The organism is Pseudarthrobacter sp. 05T312, from assembly GCF_056396685.1.
The window spans coordinates 19,626-36,984 of record NZ_JBFTLY010000010.1 but is presented as its reverse complement, the minus strand read 5'-3'; the positions used below and the strand labels follow the sequence as shown (position 1 = coordinate 36,984).

17 protein-coding genes are annotated in these 17,359 nt (G+C 67.6%); 12 read left to right on the top strand and 5 right to left on the bottom strand.

The window, feature by feature from the left end:
• Positions 1-3 precede the first annotated feature (3 nt).
• The gene (locus AC1DIP_RS13820) at positions 4-843 is read left to right on the top strand and encodes an aldolase/citrate lyase family protein (RefSeq protein ID WP_476210274.1); all 840 of its coding nucleotides are present in this window, start codon (positions 4-6) and stop codon (positions 841-843) included.
• Here AC1DIP_RS13820 and AC1DIP_RS13815 read toward each other — a convergent pair whose 3' ends face one another.
• A complete protein-coding gene (locus tag AC1DIP_RS13815; protein ID WP_477734067.1) occupies positions 844-2,313 on the bottom strand; it encodes a lipase maturation factor family protein in 1,470 nt (489 codons plus the stop codon).
• A 127-nt stretch (positions 2,314-2,440) separates the two neighbouring features.
• Here AC1DIP_RS13815 and dxr point away from each other — a divergent pair, with 127 nt between their 5' ends.
• The 8 genes from dxr (at position 2,441) to AC1DIP_RS13775 (ending at position 9,581) form a co-directional block, all read left to right on the top strand.
• Complete coding sequence (gene dxr, locus AC1DIP_RS13810) at positions 2,441-3,625, top strand: 1-deoxy-D-xylulose-5-phosphate reductoisomerase (protein ID WP_477734066.1); 1,185 nt, start codon at positions 2,441-2,443, stop codon at positions 3,623-3,625.
• A gap of 17 nt (positions 3,626-3,642) precedes the next feature.
• Positions 3,643-4,974 carry a M50 family metallopeptidase gene (locus AC1DIP_RS13805; RefSeq protein WP_477734065.1) on the top strand — a complete coding sequence of 444 codons (1,332 nt, stop codon included), beginning with the start codon at positions 3,643-3,645 and terminating at the stop codon, positions 4,972-4,974.
• Positions 4,975-5,051: 77 nt separating this feature from the next.
• Positions 5,052-5,807, top strand: coding sequence for a MarR family transcriptional regulator (locus tag AC1DIP_RS13800; protein WP_477734064.1), 756 nt, complete (start codon positions 5,052-5,054; stop codon positions 5,805-5,807).
• Positions 5,804-6,334 (top strand): hypothetical protein, encoded by a 531-nt coding sequence (locus AC1DIP_RS13795; RefSeq protein ID WP_477734063.1) that lies wholly within the window; start codon positions 5,804-5,806, stop codon positions 6,332-6,334. The genes AC1DIP_RS13800 and AC1DIP_RS13795 overlap by 4 nt, the downstream gene beginning before the upstream one ends.
• 98 nt (positions 6,335-6,432) lie before the next feature.
• Positions 6,433-6,726, top strand: coding sequence for a YciI family protein (locus AC1DIP_RS13790; protein WP_387560272.1), 294 nt, complete (start codon positions 6,433-6,435; stop codon positions 6,724-6,726).
• A 34-nt stretch (positions 6,727-6,760) separates the two neighbouring features.
• Positions 6,761-7,927 (top strand): flavodoxin-dependent (E)-4-hydroxy-3-methylbut-2-enyl-diphosphate synthase, encoded by a 1,167-nt coding sequence (ispG, locus tag AC1DIP_RS13785; protein WP_018771945.1) that lies wholly within the window; start codon positions 6,761-6,763, stop codon positions 7,925-7,927.
• Positions 7,890-8,780, top strand: a complete 891-nt coding sequence (locus AC1DIP_RS13780; RefSeq protein WP_477734123.1) for a GNAT family N-acetyltransferase — start codon at positions 7,890-7,892, stop codon at positions 8,778-8,780. The genes ispG and AC1DIP_RS13780 overlap by 38 nt, the downstream gene beginning before the upstream one ends.
• Positions 8,781-8,816: 36 nt before the next feature.
• Entirely contained in the window at positions 8,817-9,581 is a 765-nt protein-coding gene (locus AC1DIP_RS13775) for a hypothetical protein (RefSeq protein ID WP_476210282.1), read from the top strand.
• A 30-nt stretch (positions 9,582-9,611) separates the two neighbouring features.
• Here AC1DIP_RS13775 and AC1DIP_RS13770 read toward each other — a convergent pair whose 3' ends face one another.
• Genes AC1DIP_RS13770 through AC1DIP_RS13760 form a run of 3 tightly spaced genes read right to left on the bottom strand, consistent with a single transcriptional unit; the run spans position 9,612 to position 11,829 of the window.
• Positions 9,612-10,202 carry a TetR/AcrR family transcriptional regulator gene (locus AC1DIP_RS13770; RefSeq protein ID WP_476210283.1) on the bottom strand — a complete coding sequence of 197 codons (591 nt, stop codon included), beginning with the start codon at positions 10,200-10,202 and terminating at the stop codon, positions 9,612-9,614.
• 44 nt (positions 10,203-10,246) lie between these two features.
• Entirely contained in the window at positions 10,247-11,002 is a 756-nt protein-coding gene (locus AC1DIP_RS13765; RefSeq protein ID WP_476210284.1) for an ABC transporter permease, read from the bottom strand.
• On the bottom strand, positions 11,002-11,829 hold the full coding sequence (locus tag AC1DIP_RS13760) for an ABC transporter ATP-binding protein (protein ID WP_477734062.1): 828 nt from the start codon (positions 11,827-11,829) through the stop codon (positions 11,002-11,004). The genes AC1DIP_RS13765 and AC1DIP_RS13760 overlap by 1 nt, the downstream gene beginning before the upstream one ends.
• A gap of 427 nt (positions 11,830-12,256) precedes the next feature.
• Here AC1DIP_RS13760 and AC1DIP_RS13755 point away from each other — a divergent pair, with 427 nt between their 5' ends.
• The 3 genes from AC1DIP_RS13755 to AC1DIP_RS13745 are packed head-to-tail and all read left to right on the top strand — an operon-like array spanning position 12,257 to position 16,309.
• A complete protein-coding gene (locus AC1DIP_RS13755; protein ID WP_476210287.1) occupies positions 12,257-14,068 on the top strand; it encodes a proline--tRNA ligase in 1,812 nt (603 codons plus the stop codon).
• Complete coding sequence (locus AC1DIP_RS13750; RefSeq protein ID WP_476210288.1) at positions 14,065-14,859, top strand: TSUP family transporter; 795 nt, start codon at positions 14,065-14,067, stop codon at positions 14,857-14,859. Before AC1DIP_RS13755 ends, AC1DIP_RS13750 begins: the two co-directional genes overlap by 4 nt.
• Positions 14,860-14,914: 55 nt before the next feature.
• The gene (locus tag AC1DIP_RS13745; protein ID WP_476210289.1) at positions 14,915-16,309 is read left to right on the top strand and encodes a pyridoxal-dependent decarboxylase; all 1,395 of its coding nucleotides are present in this window, start codon (positions 14,915-14,917) and stop codon (positions 16,307-16,309) included.
• Positions 16,310-16,331: 22 nt separating this feature from the next.
• On the opposite strand, the gene AC1DIP_RS13740 is transcribed toward AC1DIP_RS13745, so the two are convergent.
• Positions 16,332-17,345 (bottom strand): aminoglycoside phosphotransferase family protein, encoded by a 1,014-nt coding sequence (locus AC1DIP_RS13740; protein ID WP_476211864.1) that lies wholly within the window; start codon positions 17,343-17,345, stop codon positions 16,332-16,334.
• Positions 17,346-17,359: the final 14 nt, after the last annotated feature.

Here is a 17,359-nt window from a genome sequence, read left to right as displayed (position 1 = left end):
CTTATGACCTTTGTGATGGGCCCCGCCCTGCTCTTCTGCCCCGCCGACCGTCCCGAGCGCTACCAAAAGGCCGCGGCCCGGGCGGACGCGGTCATCCTGGACCTCGAGGACGCGGTGGCGCCGGCGGACAAGCAGCGGGCCCGCGGCGCCATCCTGGCCCAACTGGGAACCACCGGCGTGGAACCCGAGCTTGAGCCCAGCTGCACCATCGTCAGGGTGAACCCCGTGGGCACCGAGGATTTCGAAAAGGACCTGCACTGCCTGGCGCACACGCCCTACCGCACCATCATGCTGGCCAAGGCGGAATCGGCCGACCAGCTCAAGGCGCTGGAGGGCTACCAGGTGATTGCGCTGTGCGAAACGGCCCTGGGTGTGCTCAACGCCCCTGCCATCGCTGCTGCCCCCAACGTGGTGGGCCTGATGTGGGGGGCCGAGGACCTGCTGGCTTCCCTGGGCGGTACGTCCAGCCGGACGGACGACGGCGGCTACCGGGCAGTGGCGCTGCACGCCCGCTCGTCAGTGCTCCTGGCAGCGCGCGCCCACGGCAAGGAAGCAGTGGACGCCGTGTACACCAACATCCCGGACCTCGACGGGCTGGCTGCGGAAGCGGCCGACGCCGTCGCCTCCGGCTTCAGTTCCAAGGCCTGCATCCATCCCAGCCAGGCAGCCGTGGTCCGCAAGGCCTATGCGCCCTCGGCCGATGAGGTGGCCGCAGCTACCGCCCTGCTGGACGCTGCCGCGTCGGCGGGCTCCGGGGTCTTCAAGTACCAGGGCAAAATGATCGACGGCCCCATCCTCAAGCACGCCCAGGAGATCGTCCGGCGCGCCGCCGTGGAGGCATAACTACCGCTGCCGTCCCTCCGGCCGCCGGAGGGACGTGGCCGGGATCGGCTCATACAGCAGCGTCCGTACCCAGCGGTTCCCCGTTTCCCGGAACTCCTTCCGGCCGGCGAAGCGGTAATGGAAGCTGCGCACGCGCACCCAACGTGGCGCGGCGCCGTCGAACGGGTCCTTCCGCAGCAGCCGCAACATCTGCCGGTCCGCCGCCAGCAGCTTGCCCAGGAAGGCGTAGAACCATTCCTCGTGCACCGTCCGCAGGGGCAGGAACCACATCAGCCAGTCCAGCCGCAGGTGGTAGGGGGCCCACTGCCGAGGGATCCGGCGGACGTCCCCCGGCTTGCCCTTAAAGCCGTACTCGCGCCAGTCCGAACCGTCATCGGGATCCTCATCCAGCGTGCCCTCCACCACGATCTCGATGCGCTGTTTGGTCACCGTGCCGAACGCCCCGTAGGCATTGACCAGCTGCCACCGGTTGAAGCTGGCGTTCATCAGCTGCCGGCGGGAGAAGAGGTTCCGCAACGGCCAGTAGCTCAGCACCAGCAGCAGGACCGACGCCGCCAGGGTGACGGCCAGCCACCACAGCGGGGTTTCCGGCCTGGCGCCCGTGGCGGCGCTCCAGTCCGCGGGGATGGCCGGAAACACGGCGTGCGCCACGGGGTCGCTGACGGCCGCGAACGCCAGCACGATCGCCATCCAGTTGAGCCAGGCGAAGTTGCCGCTGGCCACCAGCCACAGCTGGGTCACCACCACCACCCCAGCAGCGACGCCCGCCACCGGCTGGGGTGCGAACAGCAGGAACGGCACCACCAGCTGGGCGATGTGGTTGCCCACCACCTCGATCCGGTGCAGCGGCCTGGGCAGCAGGTGCGCCTGCCGGCTCAACGGCCCGGGCATGGGCTGGGTTTCATGGTGGTAGTACAGGGCGGTCAGGTCGCGCCACTCCCTGCCGCCGCGGATCTTGATCATTCCCGCGCCGAACTCCAGCCGGAACACCAGCCACACGGTCAGGACCAGGATGGTCCGGGGCGGCTCCGTCTGGTTGGAACCCAGGAAGCCCACCGTGAAACCCGCCTCCAGGAGCAGCATTTCCCAGCCGAACCCGTAGAAAGTCTGCCCCACGTTCACGATGGACATGTACAGCAGCCACAGGGACAGGAACGCAAGCAGCGGCACCCAGGGCGGGCCCAGCTGCGGGATCCCGGCCACCAGCAGCGCCGACACCACCAGGCCGGCGGCGCAAACTCCGCGCAGCAGCCCGTCCGAGTACCGCCAGCGGAACAGCGTCGGGCGCCGCAACCGGCTGAACCCGGCCACGAGCGCCGGCACCGGCAGCAGCCCGCGCTCGCCGAGCAGGGCGGGGAACTGGTTCAGGGTGGACAGGAACGCCACGAAATAGAGCGCCGCGACACCCCGTTGCAGCACCTGCCGGGCGAATTGGTATTCCGGCGCATCAAACCACCACAGCCAGTCCACGCCTTCCACGTTACGCGCGGCCCCGTGCCGGTCAAGGGTCCAACAGCAGGTCAGGGCCGGGTGGGTGCTTTCCTGCTCCCAACTGGCCGGGCGCACGGAGCCGTGGAGGGTGCGGGATACTTAAAGGATGCAGCCACGCAGAATCGTCCTCCTCGGATCCACCGGTTCCATCGGCACCCAGGCGATTGACGTCGTCGACGGCGCCCCGCACCTGTTCGACGTAGTGGCCCTCAGCGCCGGGGGCGGCAACCTGGAACTCCTGGCGCAGCAGGCGGTCCACACCGGCGCCGCCGCGGTGGGGATTGCCGGCGGGGATCCTGCCCGGCTGGCAGCGCTGATCGGCGACGCCGCTGCTGCGGCAGGCCGCCAGGGGTACCGGCCGGAGATCGTGGCGGGCCCGGACGCCTCCGCCCGCATCGCGGCGATGGAAGCGGACGTGGTGCTCAACGGCATCACCGGGTCAATCGGCCTGGCCCCCACCCTCGCGGCCCTCAAGTCCGGAGCCACCCTGGCCCTTGCCAACAAGGAATCCCTGATCGTGGGTGGCAGCCTGGTCAAGGCAGGGGCGCGCGAAGGCCAGATTGTCCCGGTGGATTCGGAGCACTCGGCCATTGCCCAGTGCCTGCGCTCCGGCACCGCCGCGGAGGTGGACAAGCTCATCCTCACCGCATCCGGGGGACCGTTCCGTGGCCGGAGCCGGGCGGAACTCCACGCCGTCACCCCGCAGGAGGCCCTGGCCCACCCCACGTGGGACATGGGAGTCATGGTCACCACCAACTCCGCCACGCTGGTGAACAAGGGCCTGGAGGTCATTGAGGCGCACCTGTTGTTCGATATTCCGCTGGACCGGATCGACGTCGTGGTGCACCCCCAGTCCGTGGTCCACTCCATGGTCCAGTTCGTGGACGGCTCCACCATCGCCCAGGCCTCCCCGCCGGACATGCGCCTGCCCATCGCGCTGGGGCTCGGCTGGCCCGCCCGTGTGCCCAAGGCAGCCAGCCCCTGCGACTGGACCCAGGCCGCGGCGTGGACCTTCGAACCGCTGGACACCGCAGCATTCCCTGCCGTCGGACTGGCCAAGGACGCCGCCAAGCAGGGGAGCACCTATCCGGCTGTCTTCAACGCAGCCAATGAGGAAGCGGTCACGGCGTTCCATTCCGGCCGGATCCGGTTCACCGACATCGTCGATACCGTGGACAGCGTGCTCAGCGAACACTCAGGGTCCTCCGGGCTGACGGTGGATTCGGTGCTGGATGCTGAAAGCTGGGCACGTGCCCGGGCCCATGAACGTTTAGCAGTCAGCAGTCTCTAGGAAGCAGCAGCACCTCCATGACCCCTGTCCTACTTTTCATCCTCGGCGTCGTCTTCGTCGCCCTTGGCATTGCCGTGTCCATCGCGCTCCACGAAGTGGGGCACCTGGTCCCCGCAAAGCTCTTCAAGGTCCGTGTCACCAAGTACATGATCGGGTTCGGGCCGACGCTCTGGTCGCGCCGGAAGGGCGAGACCGAGTACGGCGTGAAGGCCGTGCCGCTGGGCGGCTACGTCTCGATGATCGGCATGTACCCGCCCAACAAGGAGGACGGCTCGGTCCGGCCCTCCAGCACCGGCATGTTCCAGACGTTGGCCACCGAGGCACGTTCCATGGCCCACGAGGAAGTGGGGCCGGGCGATGAAAACCGGGTCTTCTACCGGCTGCCCGTCTGGAAGAAAGTCATTGTCATGCTGGGCGGCCCGGCCATGAACATTATCCTGGGCGTGCTGCTCACCGCCGTGCTGCTGATGGGGTTCGGTGTTGCCACAGCCACCACCACCATTTCCGACGTCTCCAAATGCCAGGTGGCGGCGGGACAAACCGTTGATCCGAACTCCGCCGACTGCCAGCTGACGCCCGCCGCCGCGGCAGGCCTGAAGCCCAATGACACCATTACCTCCTTCGACGGAAAGCCCGTCACCCGGTGGGACCAGTTGACGGAGTGGATCCGCGCGTCCGCCGGCAAGGAGGTGGCCATTACGGTGCAGCGGGACGGCCAAACGGTGTCCACCACCGTGACGCCGGTGCTGTCGGCCCGGCCGGTGATGGGAAGCGATGGCCGCCAGGCCACCGACGCCGCCGGCAACCTCCAGTACCAGGACGTTGGATTCCTTGGCATCGGTGCCCAGACCGCACTGGTGCCCCAGCCGGCGTCGTCCGTCCTGCCCATGGCGGGGGAGAACATCCGCCAGGTGGCCGGCGTAGTCCTCAACCTGCCTGCCCGCGTAGTGGGGGTGGCCAAGGCTGCGTTCAGCGAAGAGCCGCGCGACCCCAACGGCCCCATCAGCGTGGTGGGCGTCGGCCGGGTGGCAGGCGAGGTGGCGGCCATGGAGGCTGTTCCGATGCAGTCCCGGGTGGCAACCCTCGTTGGCCTGCTGGCCGGCCTGAACTTCGCACTCGCGGTGTTCAACCTCGTCCCGCTCCTGCCGCTGGACGGCGGCCACGTCGCCGGCGCCCTGTACGAGGGTGCCCGGCGCAGGGTGGCAAAGCTGCGCGGACGGCCGGACCCGGGGGCGTTCGATATCGCCAAACTGCTTCCCGTCACCTACGTGGTCGCTGCCCTGCTGATGGGCATGAGTGCGCTGCTGATCTACGCGGACATCGTCAAGCCGGTCAATCTGTTCGGCTGATCGCCCCCTCATGGTTGACTTCGAGAAATCAGTCAAATCTGATTGATTGTCTGGCATCAACCGTCTATGGTTGAGGCATGTTTGTCATGACGATCGACCAGCGGGGAAGCACTGCAGACCAGGACCGCGTACCGGCCCTGCTTGAACAGCTGGCACGCCTCGAACTGCCGGGAACGGACAAGCCCATCTTCGACCGCTCCGTGGGGGATGAGGTCCAGGGCGTCGTGCGGGACGCGGCCGCCGTGGTGGAGATAGCCCTGCACGCGCTCCGGGAGGGGCGCTGGTACGTCGGAATCGGCGTCGGAACTGTAGCCCTGCCGCCCCATGCCAGCCCCCGGGAAGGCACCGGAACGGCCTTCGTTGCCGCCCGCCGGGCGGTCGAGCATGCCAAAGGAGCCGGATCCCAGGTGCCGCTGTCAGTGGTGCCCGGCATTATGGCTGGAGAAGCGGCCAAGGGCGCCGCCGGGGAAGGGGTGCAGGCATGCGCCAATGCGGAAGCAGTTCTCAGGCTGCTCGGCAGGCTCGTCCAGGACCGCACGCAGGCCCAGTGGCGGGTAGTGGATGCCCTGCGCCGCCTGGGCACCCCCGGGCAGGGGCAAGGCCGGCACGGAAGCCAGAAGCACGTGGCGATTGAACTCGGAATCTCGGAGCAATCGGTGAGCCGGACCGTAATCCGCTCCGGGTGGCAGGAAGAATGGGCAGCCAGGCCTGCCGCGTCCATGCTTCTTGGGTTTGCCGATTCCCGGGTCGGCCAGTCCCCGGAGGATGCGCCAGGCCGGAAGGATGTCCCGGCCGGCCAGAAGCCGGTGGACCGGATTGAAGGAGACAGGTGACCGCACTGTGGGTGGCAGTGGCCTTGGTGGTGGCAGGTTTCGCCGGCTGGCCGGTGACCGCGCTGGTCTTCAGGCTCGCCCGGACCATCGACGACAAGGCCGATGCCGCCAAGGCCGCCGGGGAAGCCCGGGCTGCGGAGGAGGACGCCTCGGCTGACGTCACCCTGGACGCCGTCCCCGTCCCCGACGCCGGAAGCGGAGGCGGCCAGGCGGTGGACAACGAGCTGACCGCCCCTCCCGGCCGGACGCCGTCGAACGACACCGCAGGCGGACCCGCCGCACCCAGCCAGCGCATCCTCCGCGGCGGGGCCATTATCGGCGTGCTGGAGCGGCTGGGGGTGTGCCTGGCCATCCTCACCGGCCAGCCCGTGGCCATCGCCTACATCGTGGCCATCAAGGGCCTGGGCAGGTTCGCCGAACTGAAGGAGACGCCGGTAGCCGCCGAGCGTTTCATCATCGGGACGCTCACTTCCATGCTCTGGGCGGCCGGCACCGCTGCCGCGGCCAAAGTCCTCTTCCTGCACTGACTGGAGCCCCCGGTGCAGGCGTGCACTCCGGCCCGGCACGTCCTCCGGTATTGGGGATTGGGACGGTACCAGGCCCGCCATGGCGATAGGGTAGCGGTATGACAGTTTTTGCCGTTGAGTACGTTTATGCCGCCAACTCCACCGAAACCCGCAACGAGGTCCGCCCCGCGCACCGGGAATGGACGGGCGGACTGGCGCAGGACAGCGTCATCGTGGCCAGCGGACCCTACGGCGACGGCGCGGGTGCCCTGCTGATCTTCAAGGCATCAGACGAAGCCGCCCTCAACTCGATCCTCAAGCAGGATCCTTTCGCCGAAGCCGGCGTGATTGCCGGAACCCGCATCACGGAATGGTCCCCGGTCACCGGCATGCTGGCCGGGATCGCCGCGTAGCCGCTTTTCTGCCCTTTCAACTCAAGGAGTCCACGTGACCTCGGTCAGCCTGGGAATGCCGTCAGCACCACCGCCCGTCCTTGCCCCCCGCCGCAAGACGCGCCAAATCAAAGTCGGCTCGGTAGGCGTCGGATCTGATTTCCCCATCAGCGTGCAGTCCATGACCACCACGCCCACCACGGATATCAACGCCACCCTGCAGCAAATCGCCGAACTCACGGCGTCCGGCTGCGACATTGTGCGCGTAGCCTGCCCGTCCGCCGACGATGCCGAAGCGCTGCCCATCATCGCCCGGAAGTCCCAGATCCCCGTCATCGCGGACATCCACTTCCAGCCAAAGTACGTCTTCGCGGCCATCGAGGCCGGGTGCGCGGCAGTACGCGTGAACCCCGGAAATATCCGTAAGTTCGATGACCAGGTCAAGGAAATCGCCGCCGCGGCCAAGGACCACGGCACCTCCATCCGCATCGGAGTCAACGCCGGCTCGCTGGAACCAGGCATCCTCAAGAAGTATGGCAAGGCCACCCCCGAAGCGCTGGTCGAATCGGCGGTCTGGGAAGCTTCGCTGTTTGAGGAACACGGCTTCCACGACTTCAAGATCTCCGTGAAGCACAACGACCCCGTCATCATGGTGGCCGCCTACGAGATGCTCGCCGAAAAAGGCGACTGGCCCCTGCACCTCGGCGTCACCGAAGCCGGGCCTGCCTTCCAGGGCACCATCAAGTCCGCCACAGCGTTCGGGGCGCTACTCTCCCGCGGCATCGGCGACACCATCCGGGTGTCCCTCTCCGCGCCGCCGGTGGAGGAAATCAAGGTAGGCAACCAGATCCTCCAGTCGCTGAACCTGCGGCCCCGCAAGCTTGAAATCGTGTCCTGCCCTTCCTGCGGCCGCGCCCAGGTGGACGTATACACCCTGGCCGAGCAGGTCACCGCCGGCCTCGAAGGGATGGAGATCCCGTTGCGCGTGGCGGTCATGGGCTGCGTCGTGAACGGGCCCGGTGAAGCGCGCGAGGCTGACCTCGGGGTCGCCTCAGGCAACGGCAAGGGGCAGATCTTCGTTAAGGGCGAGGTCATCAAGACTGTTCCCGAGAGCGCAATTGTTGAGACACTGATCGAAGAGGCTATGCGTATCGCGGAAGAGATGGGGGAGGCCGATGGCGAAGATGCTGTCAAAGGTAGCCCCGTGGTTAGCGTCTCGTAGGGACGCGGCAGACCCCGCGGGGCTTTCTGTCCGTACCCTTGACGGCCAGGACACCCCCGCGCTGGCATTGCTGGCCCAGCGGGATCCGGTTGCCAACGTATTCATCCTGGCGCATCTCCGTGCCACGGGGACGGCGGCGCCCACCAGCGGTGGGGCCGGGGTCATCGGGGTCTTCGACGACGGCATCCTCACCGGCGCGTGCTGGGCTGGAGCCAACCTGGTTCCGGTCCAGCTTGACCCCGTCCTGGCCCCGCTGGTGGCCGAGGCCGCCAACAGTTCCGGGCGCCGGTATGCGTCCGCTTTTGGGCCCGCTGACGCGGTGCTTGCACTCCATGCCCAACTCGCGGAGCTGGGCCACCGGGCCCACGAGGTCCGTGCCGACCAGCCCCTGATGGTTATTGAGGGACCGGCGTTGGTACAGCCCAACCCTGGCCTGGGCCTGGGAAACCTCGCCGATTTCGACCGCATCCTGCCCGCCTGCGCCGCCATGTTCGAGGAAGAGGTGGGCTATTCGCCCTACCTGGGCGGCCGGGAGTTCTACAGCCGCCGCGTGGAGGGCCTCATCAGGCAGGGACACTCCATGGTCCACCTCAACGACAAGGGGGACGTGGTTTTCAAGGCCGAGCTTGGGGCGGTCACGGAACTCGTCACCCAGGTCCAGGGGGTGTGGATGAACCCGGTCTTCCGCGGCCAGGGGCTGAGCGCCGGCTACATGTCCGCGGTAGTGGAAAAGGCCCAGCAGCTGGCCCCCGTGACCAGCCTCTATGTCAACGGATTCAACACCAGGGCGCGGTCCACCTACGAACGCGTAGGCTTCCGCCAGGTAGGCACCTTCGCTACAGTTCTCTTCTAGCGGCGATCGCCGCCAGAAGAGAATATTGGGGGAAAATTGAAGACGTCGGTGCTGGGAACTTTCGCGGTTTCTGTCCTTCTTGCCACAGCAGTCTCCGCCTGTGGTGGAACACCCGAACCGAAAGCGGCCGGGTCCACGCCGGCAGCGTCTGCCGGGTCCGCCACAACTGTTGCCACCACCCCCACGCCAACCCCAACACCCACGCCGACTGCCAAGGCGTACACGGCCGGGGAGCTCGCAACCATCGTCGGGCAGGTGAGGGACGCCGCCGACCGGAGGCTGACCGTCCTGCCCAGCGCAGACATTGCCACCACGCTGGAACAAACGAAGGCCATGCTTGCCTCTATCGACGTCAAGCCGGCCGAGTGCAAGGAACTCGCCGCCGCGAGTACTGTCCCGTCCGTCGACGGCGCCGCCATGGCCGTGGGCATGAGCACCGACGCTGCCACAGGCGCCGTCACTGCGCTCTCCCTGGTGTCCGGCCTGGACCAAAGCTTCCTTGCCAGGCTCAAGGGCCAGCAGGACCAACTGGCAAAGTGCTCCTCCATGACCATGACAGCCTCGGGGATGGAGGTGGCCGTCAACGTCACGGCGCTGCAGGGAGTCAGCAGCCGGCCCGGCACCTTTGCCTACCGCACCGACACCGCCCTGCCGAACGGCCAGAAGCAGTCGACGGTCACGGCACAGGTTGTCCAGCAGGGCGTGGTGCTTACCTCGGTGGCTTCCGGTGGGGCCAGCGAGGCCGACGCCGTGCAGCGGGCAGGGGCGCTCCTCGAGGCGGCGGGCGCGCTGGTCAAGTAAACACCGGCGGTCGAGGGTGGCCGGGCTCCCTCAACGCAGTGGGCCCGAGAGGTACCGTTGGACGTTGGGCGCAACAAGCCGTACTACTTCATCGGGCGGGACCGACGCCAGCGGCTCCAGACGAACAACGTAACGGACCATCATCAGGCCCACTATTTGGGTTGCCACCAGGTTTCCGCGCAGCGCCACCTCCTCAGGCGTTCCGGGAACGGAGGTCATGATCCTGTTGATTACCCTCCGGGACACCATTTCCCTCAGGGCCGCGGTCCTGGCCGTTGAACCGATCGTTCCACGGAGGAAGGCCATCAGGGCCGCCTGGGCAGGGCTTTCCCACAGCCGGAGAACAGCACGAATTATCAGTTCGGCCCGCTGGTCCGGTTCCGAGCCTGCCACGCCGGCCAGCACCTGGTCCGGATCGGCTGGAAGTTCGACGCTAAGGGCGAAAAGTTCGTCCTTGCCACTGAAGTAGTGGTGGATCATGCCCGGATCGACTCCCGCGGCGCGTGCCACCTGGCGCAGGCTGGTGCCGTCGAAGCCATGCTCGGCGAACAGTTGCCGCGCAGTGTCCAGGATGTGGTCGCGGGATTCCGTCGTGCCGCGCCTGCGTCCCTTGCGGGGCATGCCTGGCCCGGCTTCCGGTGCAGCAGCGCCTCGGTCCCGCATCGTCACGGGGAACGCCGGCGGAGGGTGAGCGCGGCGAGGACCAGGACGCCCAGCGCGATGGCTGTCATGGTGCCCGCATCCTGCCACAACCTATCGGTTGCCTCCGGGTGGGAAGCGACTTCCTGGAGGGCGTCAACTGAATAGGTCAGCGGCAGGACGTTGGAGGTTGCTTCGAGTACATCGTTCATCCGGTCACGTGCAACGAACAGCCCACACAGCAGGATTTGTGGCACCACCACTACCGGCATGAACTGGACTGCCTGGAACTCCGTCCTGGCAAACGCCGAACAGAACAGGCCCAGTGCCACGCCCAGGACGGCGTTAATGACTGCGATCAGTACCACATAGCCCGGGGCTCCCGAGATATCCAGTCCGAAGATCCAGTAGGCCACCGCGGTGGCCACCAACGACTGCAACGCCGCCATGATGGAAAATGCGACGCCGTAGCCGAACAGCAGGTCGGCTTTGTGCAGGGGGGTGGTCAGCAGCCGCTCCAGCGTCCCGGAGGTTCGCTCCCGCAGCATGGTGATGGACGTAACCAGGAACATCACCACGAAGGGGAAGATGGCAAGCATCATCAGGCCGACACGGTCGAACGTCCGTGGCATCCCCGGCGGGAGCGTTTCGTTTTCGTAGAGGAAGTACACGGCTGCGAGCAGCAGGGCCGGGACCACCAGGATCAGGGCGATGCTGCGATGGTCGTGCCGCAGCTGGCTGAGCACCCTGCGGGCTGTGGCCATCATCATCCGGATGTCCATCACCGCACGCTCCCTTTCTGTTCCAGGCCGGCTCCCTCGCCGCTGCCAGTGCGCCGGTTCGGAGAGGGCCTGCCGTCGTGGGTCTCCTGCTCCCGGATGATGGCCAGGAACGCCTGCTCCAGGTTGCTGCTGTGTCCCCGTTGGCCCAGTTCAGCAGGAGTCAGCTGGGCCAGAAGCCGGCCTTCGCGCAACAGCAGCAGTGTTTCGCAGCGGCTGGCCTCTTCCATGACGTGGCTCGAAACTAATAACGTGGTTCCTGTTTCTGCCATGGCGCGGAACCGGTCCCAAAGATCGGCCCGCAGGACCGGATCCAGCCCAACTGTAGGTTCATCCAGCACCAGCAGCCGGGGATGCGCCACCAGGGCGCAAGCCAGCGATACCCGGTTGAGCTGGCCACCGGACAGGTCCGCGGCCTTCCTTCGGGTCAGCGGTTCAAGTCCGACGGCGGCAATCGCCTCTGCTACGTCGGCTTTCCCTTTCCGGTGCATGGCGCCGAAATAGCGGACATTTGCTTCAACGGTCAGGTCCGGATAGACGCTGGGGGACTGGGTGACGTAACCCACCTGCCGCCGCAGGGCCGGCGTTCCGGCAGGAAGACCCAGGACGTTCACGGTGCCGCCGGCGATACGTTGAGCTCCCACAATGGTCCGCATCAAGGTTGTCTTACCGCTGCCGGAGGGTCCCAGGAGTCCGGTGATACGTCCGGCCGGGATGCTGAAGTCCAAAGCGTGAAGGACAGCCCGCCTGCGTAGCCTGACAGAAAGAGCCGTGGCAACCACCGCGGGAACGTCGACGGTGGATGACATGGATGCTGCGGAATGGGACATAGCTGCCTCCGGACGTTCCGCCAGGCGGGGCGCGGAATTTTCCCGCTAATTCATCACCTGGTGAATTAAAGCTATGCCCGCCCGGGAGCCGGGGCAAGCGGATTCCGAAAAATAAAAACACTTGTCAAACGTGCGCACGATCACATAAGTTCGATCTAGCTGCGCTGGAAGTGGGGTGGGCGGTCTCACCAGTCCTCACCAGTACTCAGGCGATAACGGCGTCGAGCCACGCCCGGATGCGATGACCAGCCCTATTGGGGGGCCAGGGGCTTTGCATTCCCGGGCGTGGCTCTACTGTTTCCCCGGCGTGGCCGGGGCGGCTGCCGGCCCGCCAGTCCGTACGGTCCGTTCTCTGCCGGTAGATTAGTACCCAGACGAATTGTCCGGCCCTGCTGACCCAGCACTTCCCCAGAAACGGAAACCACCCGTGGTCCTACGACTGTCCCAGCTTTTCCTGCGCACGCTGCGCGAAGACCCCGTCGATGCCGAGGTCGCCAGCCACAAACTCCTGGTCCGCGCCGGCTACATCCGCCGCGCCGCCCCCGGCATCTACACCTGGTTGCCGCTGGGGCTCAGCGTCCTGCGCAAGGTCGAGGAGATCATCCGCCAGGAAATGGCTGCCATCGGCGCCCAGGAAGTCCACTTCCCGGCGCTGCTGCCCAGGGAACCGTATGAGGCAACCAACCGCTGGACCGAGTACGGCGAAGGGCTGTTCCGGCTGCAGGACCGCAAGGGCGCAGACTACCTGCTGGCGCCCACGCACGAGGAGATGTTCACGCTCCTGGTCAAGGACCTGTACTCGTCCTACAAGGACCTGCCGCTGAGCCTCTACCAGATCCAGAACAAGTACCGGGACGAGGCGCGCCCCCGCGCCGGACTCCTCCGCGGCCGCGAATTCATCATGAAGGATTCCTACTCCTTCGACGTGGACGACGCCGGCCTGGATGCCAGCTACTCGGCGCACCGCGCCGCCTACCTGAAGATCTTCGAACGCCTGGGGCTCGAAGTTGTGCCGGTGGCAGCCACCGCCGGCGCAATGGGCGGGTCCAGGAGCGAGGAATTCCTGTTCCCCACCGAGATCGGCGAGGACACCTTCGTCCGCTCCGCGGGCGGCTACGCGGCCAACGTGGAGGCTGTCACCACGGTGGTTCCCGAGGAGCTCGACTTCACCAACGCCCCGGCCGCGGCAGTCCTGGACACCCCGGACACCCCCACCATCGATACCCTGGTTGCCGCGTCCAACCACATCGCCCCGCGGGCGGAGGCCGACGGCGGCGCCTGGACTGCGGCTGACACGCTCAAGAACGTGGTCCTCGCCGTCACCCTGCCGACGGGCGAGCGGCAGCTGGTGGTTATCGGCGTCCCGGGCGACCGGGCCGTGGACCTCAAGCGCGTCGAAGCAAACATTGGTGCGTTCCTGCCCATCGCGGGCGAGATCGGACTCGAGCAGGCCGGCGAGGAGGACCTCAAAAAGCAGCCGCTGATCGTCAAGGGCTACCTGGGCCCGGGCCTGAACCTGGACCAGGCACTTCTCGGCGCCGAAAGCGCAACAAAGCTCCTGTACCTGGTGGACCCGCGGGTGGTCCGCGGTACCGCCTGGATCACCGGCGCCAACCAGGCCGGCAAGCACGTCTTCGGCCTCGTGGCAGGCCGCGACTTCACGTGGGACGGCGTCATCGAGTGCACCGAAGTCCGCGCCGGCGATCCCTCTCCGGACGGCTCCGGCCCCCTCGAAACCGCCCGCGGCATCGAAATGGGCCACATTTTCCAGCTGGGCCGCAAGTACGCCGAAGCCCTGGACCTGAAGGTGCTGGACCAGAACGGCAAGCAGGTCGTGGTCACCATGGGTTCCTACGGCGTCGGTGTCACCCGCGCCGTGGCCGCGCTGGCTGAGGCCAATCATGACGACCGCGGACTGGTCTGGCCCCGCACCGTGGCCCCTGCCGATGTGCACGTGGTGGCAGTAGGCCGGGGTGAGGACATCTTCCAGGCAGCGGAGAAGCTCTCGGCAGACCTTGAAGCAGCAGGCCTCTCTGTCATCTACGACGACCGCCCCAAGGTCTCGCCCGGCGTGAAGTTCGGCGACGCCGAACTGGTGGGCGTCCCCACCATCCTGGCAGTGGGCCGCGGCCTGGTGGACGGCGTGGTGGAGATCAAGGACCGCCGCAGCGGTCAGGCCGAGAACATCGCGGTGGACAAGGCCGTCGACTACGTGGTCAACGCCGTCCGCAACCAGTGATCTCCGGCTTCGAGTCAATCCAGCTCACCACGATCATCCTGATTGTGGTGGCTGGATTCGCAGCAGGCTGGGTTGACGCGGTGGTGGGCGGCGGAGGACTCATCCAGCTTCCGGCGCTGCTCCTGGTTCCGGGCATCGCGCCCGTCCAGGCCCTTGCTACCAACAAGATGGGCTCCATCTTCGGGACCGCCACCAGCGCTGCGACGTACTACCGGAGAGTGGGGCCGGACCTCCGCACGGCCGTCCCCATGGCCGTCATTGCCCTGGCGGGCAGCTTCGGCGGAGCCAGCCTGGCGGCCACCCTGCCGGCCGGAGTCTTCAAGCCCATCATCGTGGTGGCCCTGGTCGCCGTCGCGCTTTTCACCGCCCTCAAACCGAATGTCGGTGAACTGACGGCGCTCCGGCACGAAGGCCACCGCCACTACGTCGTCGCCTGCATCATCGGTGCCGTGATCGGCTTCTATGACGGACTCATCGGGCCCGGGACGGGATCCTTCCTGGTCATCGCACTGGTGTCCGCCATGGGGTACGCCTTCCTGGAGGCGAGTGCCAAGGCAAAAATCGTCAACATGGCCACCAACGCCGGGGCACTGCTGTTCTTTGCGCCGCACGGGTCCATTCTGTGGGGGATCGGCCTGCTGCTGGGCGCGGCGAACATGGCCGGCGGCTACCTGGGAGCGCGGACCGCCGTGCAGCAGGGCAGCAAGTTTGTGCGGGTGGTCTTCCTGGTGGTTGTCGCGGCTTTGATCGTCAAACTCGGCTACGACGTCTGGCAGGAAAACTTCGCCTGATCCCGGCCGGAAACTCGTCCTCGTGGCACACGCACGCCCGGCGTAGCATGCAGGTATGGCACACGGCGATGACGACTATGCCGCGGCCCTGGCGGCCGCAGCGGGACACTCGCAGGCCTGGCTGGCCAGCCTCCGGCACCGCCCCGTGGGACCGCGGCTTCATGCGTCAGACCTTGGCGGGGTGTTCGGCGGCCCGCTTCCCGAAGCGGGCGTCCCGGCCGCTGAAGTGATCGATTTCCTGGCCACGCACGCCGAGCCCGGCCTCATGGCCATGCCTTCGGGCAGGTTTTTCGGCTGGGTCATTGGCGGTACCCTGCCGGCCGCCCTCGCCTCGGACTGGCTGGTCAGCGCCTGGGACCAGAACGCGTGCCTGCGCTACGCCACCCCCGCCACCGCCGCCATCGAGGACAGCGCCGGGCACTGGCTGCTGGAACTGCTGGGCCTGCCGTCCACGGCCGACGTCGGCTTCGTCACCGGCGCCACCATGGCCAACTTCACCGGGATGGCCGCTGCCCGTTGGCGGCTGCTGGCCGACGCGGGCTGGGACCTTGACCGGGACGGGCTGTCCGGCGCACCCCGGATCCGCTGTTTCGTGGGCCGGGAGCGGCATGACACCGTGGACGTCGCACTGCGGTACCTGGGGCTTGGGCAGCCCACGCAGGTCGATGCCGACGGGCAGGGCCGCCTGGTGCCGGCCGCGCTGGATGCTGCCCTTGCCTCCGGGAGCGGTCCGGCGCTGGTGTGCCTGCAGGCCGGCAACCTGCATTCCGGCGCCTTCGATCCCTTTCCCGAAGCCATCGCCGTGGCGCGCAAACATGGCGCCTGGGTCCACATCGATGGGGCCTTCGGCCTGTGGGCGGCCGCCGCGCCCGAACTGCGGCACCTCACCCAGGGATTTGAAGAAGCGGACTCGTGGGGCACGGATGCCCACAAGACCTTGAACGTTCCCTACGACTGCGGCATCGCCATCGTCCGGGACCCGTCTGCACTGCGGGCCGCGATGGGACTGCACGCGAGCTATTTGGTGCACGACGCCGAAGGCCCCGGAGATCCTTTCGAGAAGGTCCCGGAGCTGTCCCGGCGGGCGCGGGGCGTGCCGGTATGGGCGGCGCTGAAAAGCCTGGGCCGGGACGGTGTGGCGGCACAGGTGGGCGGCCTGGCCGCTGCGGCCAGGGCCATCGCGGAGGGGCTGGCGGCTCTGGACGGGGTGGAGGTCCTCAACGACGTCGGCTACACCCAGGTGTGCCTGGCGTTCGGGGACGATGACACTACCCGCGCGGTCACCGCCCGCATCATCGAGGAGGGAAAAGTCTGGATGTCCGGTTCGCACTGGCGGGACCGGGACATCCTCCGGGTATCTGTGAGCAACTGGCACACGGCGGGGGAGGACGTGGACACGGCAGTGGACGCTGTCCGGTCAGCCCTGGCCGCCGTGAAGGACCCGGCTTAACGTACTCCTGCGGCGCCGGACCCTATCCGCCCTGTCCGGGCTCCGGAAGGGAATGTGGATGCGGAAGGTCCGCCAGGGTGTTCCCCGCGAGGGTGCTCGCCACCCAGAGCGAGCGGGCCAGGTCGCCACGGTGGCCGTTCCGGGCGTACCACAGCGCGTTGTCAACTTCCCTGGCGATGGCCCACTCCCGGGCCGCGTCCGGGTCCAGCCCGGCGGCGGTGCTGAAGTCATGGCAGCGCTCCACCAGCGCAGGGCCCGGCCGGCCCGCAGGGAGGTCTTTGAGGCGGTTCCACAGCAGTGGAGCAACCGCGAATCCGGGCTCGCCGATCATGGGCTGGGGGTCGATCGCCGCGTAGCCGGCCGGAGTTGCCGCCGCCGTTCCCGGCCGCGCCAGGACGTTGTCGAAATGCAGGTCGGTGTGGACCAGGACATCGTGTGCGGACCTGCGTCCCACTGCGCCGCGCGTCTGGCACACCTCCAGGGCCGCCTCCAACAGCCACCTGGGAAAAGGGCGGCCCAGTTGGTCCCAGTCAGCGGGAAGGTCGTCGCTCCATTGCTCGGCCCGGGCGGCGATGTGGCTGAATTCCTGCCACTCCGGGCGGCGGTCCGGGACCAGCCCCAGTTCCCGTACCAGTCCGCCCCACACGTGCACGGCTTCATCCATCGGCAGGGCGGCCAGAGAGCGGCCGGCCTCAAGGCGCTCCAGCAGCATGGCACACGATGCGCCGTCCGAGGCCAGCAGGAGAACGGCGCCGCGGCCGCCCCATAATGCCAGCGCATGCCGCTCCACTTGGGCCTCGTCGTGGGGGAAAGCGATTTTGAGCGCCGCGGGGGATCCGTCGTCCTGCCGCACCGGGACCACGAGGGCGCCGTGGCCGCTCCACGGAAGGCTGCCTTGCTCGAGGTCCACCTCCAGGTGCCACTGCTCCAGGCGGTCGGCCAGCAGGCCCGGAAGGCTGCCAAGCCAGTCCCGGCCGGCGCTGCTGCGCGCATAGCGGGCAGCGAGCCCTGGCGGAATGGGGACCGCCGGCGCCATGGGGCGTGGCACAG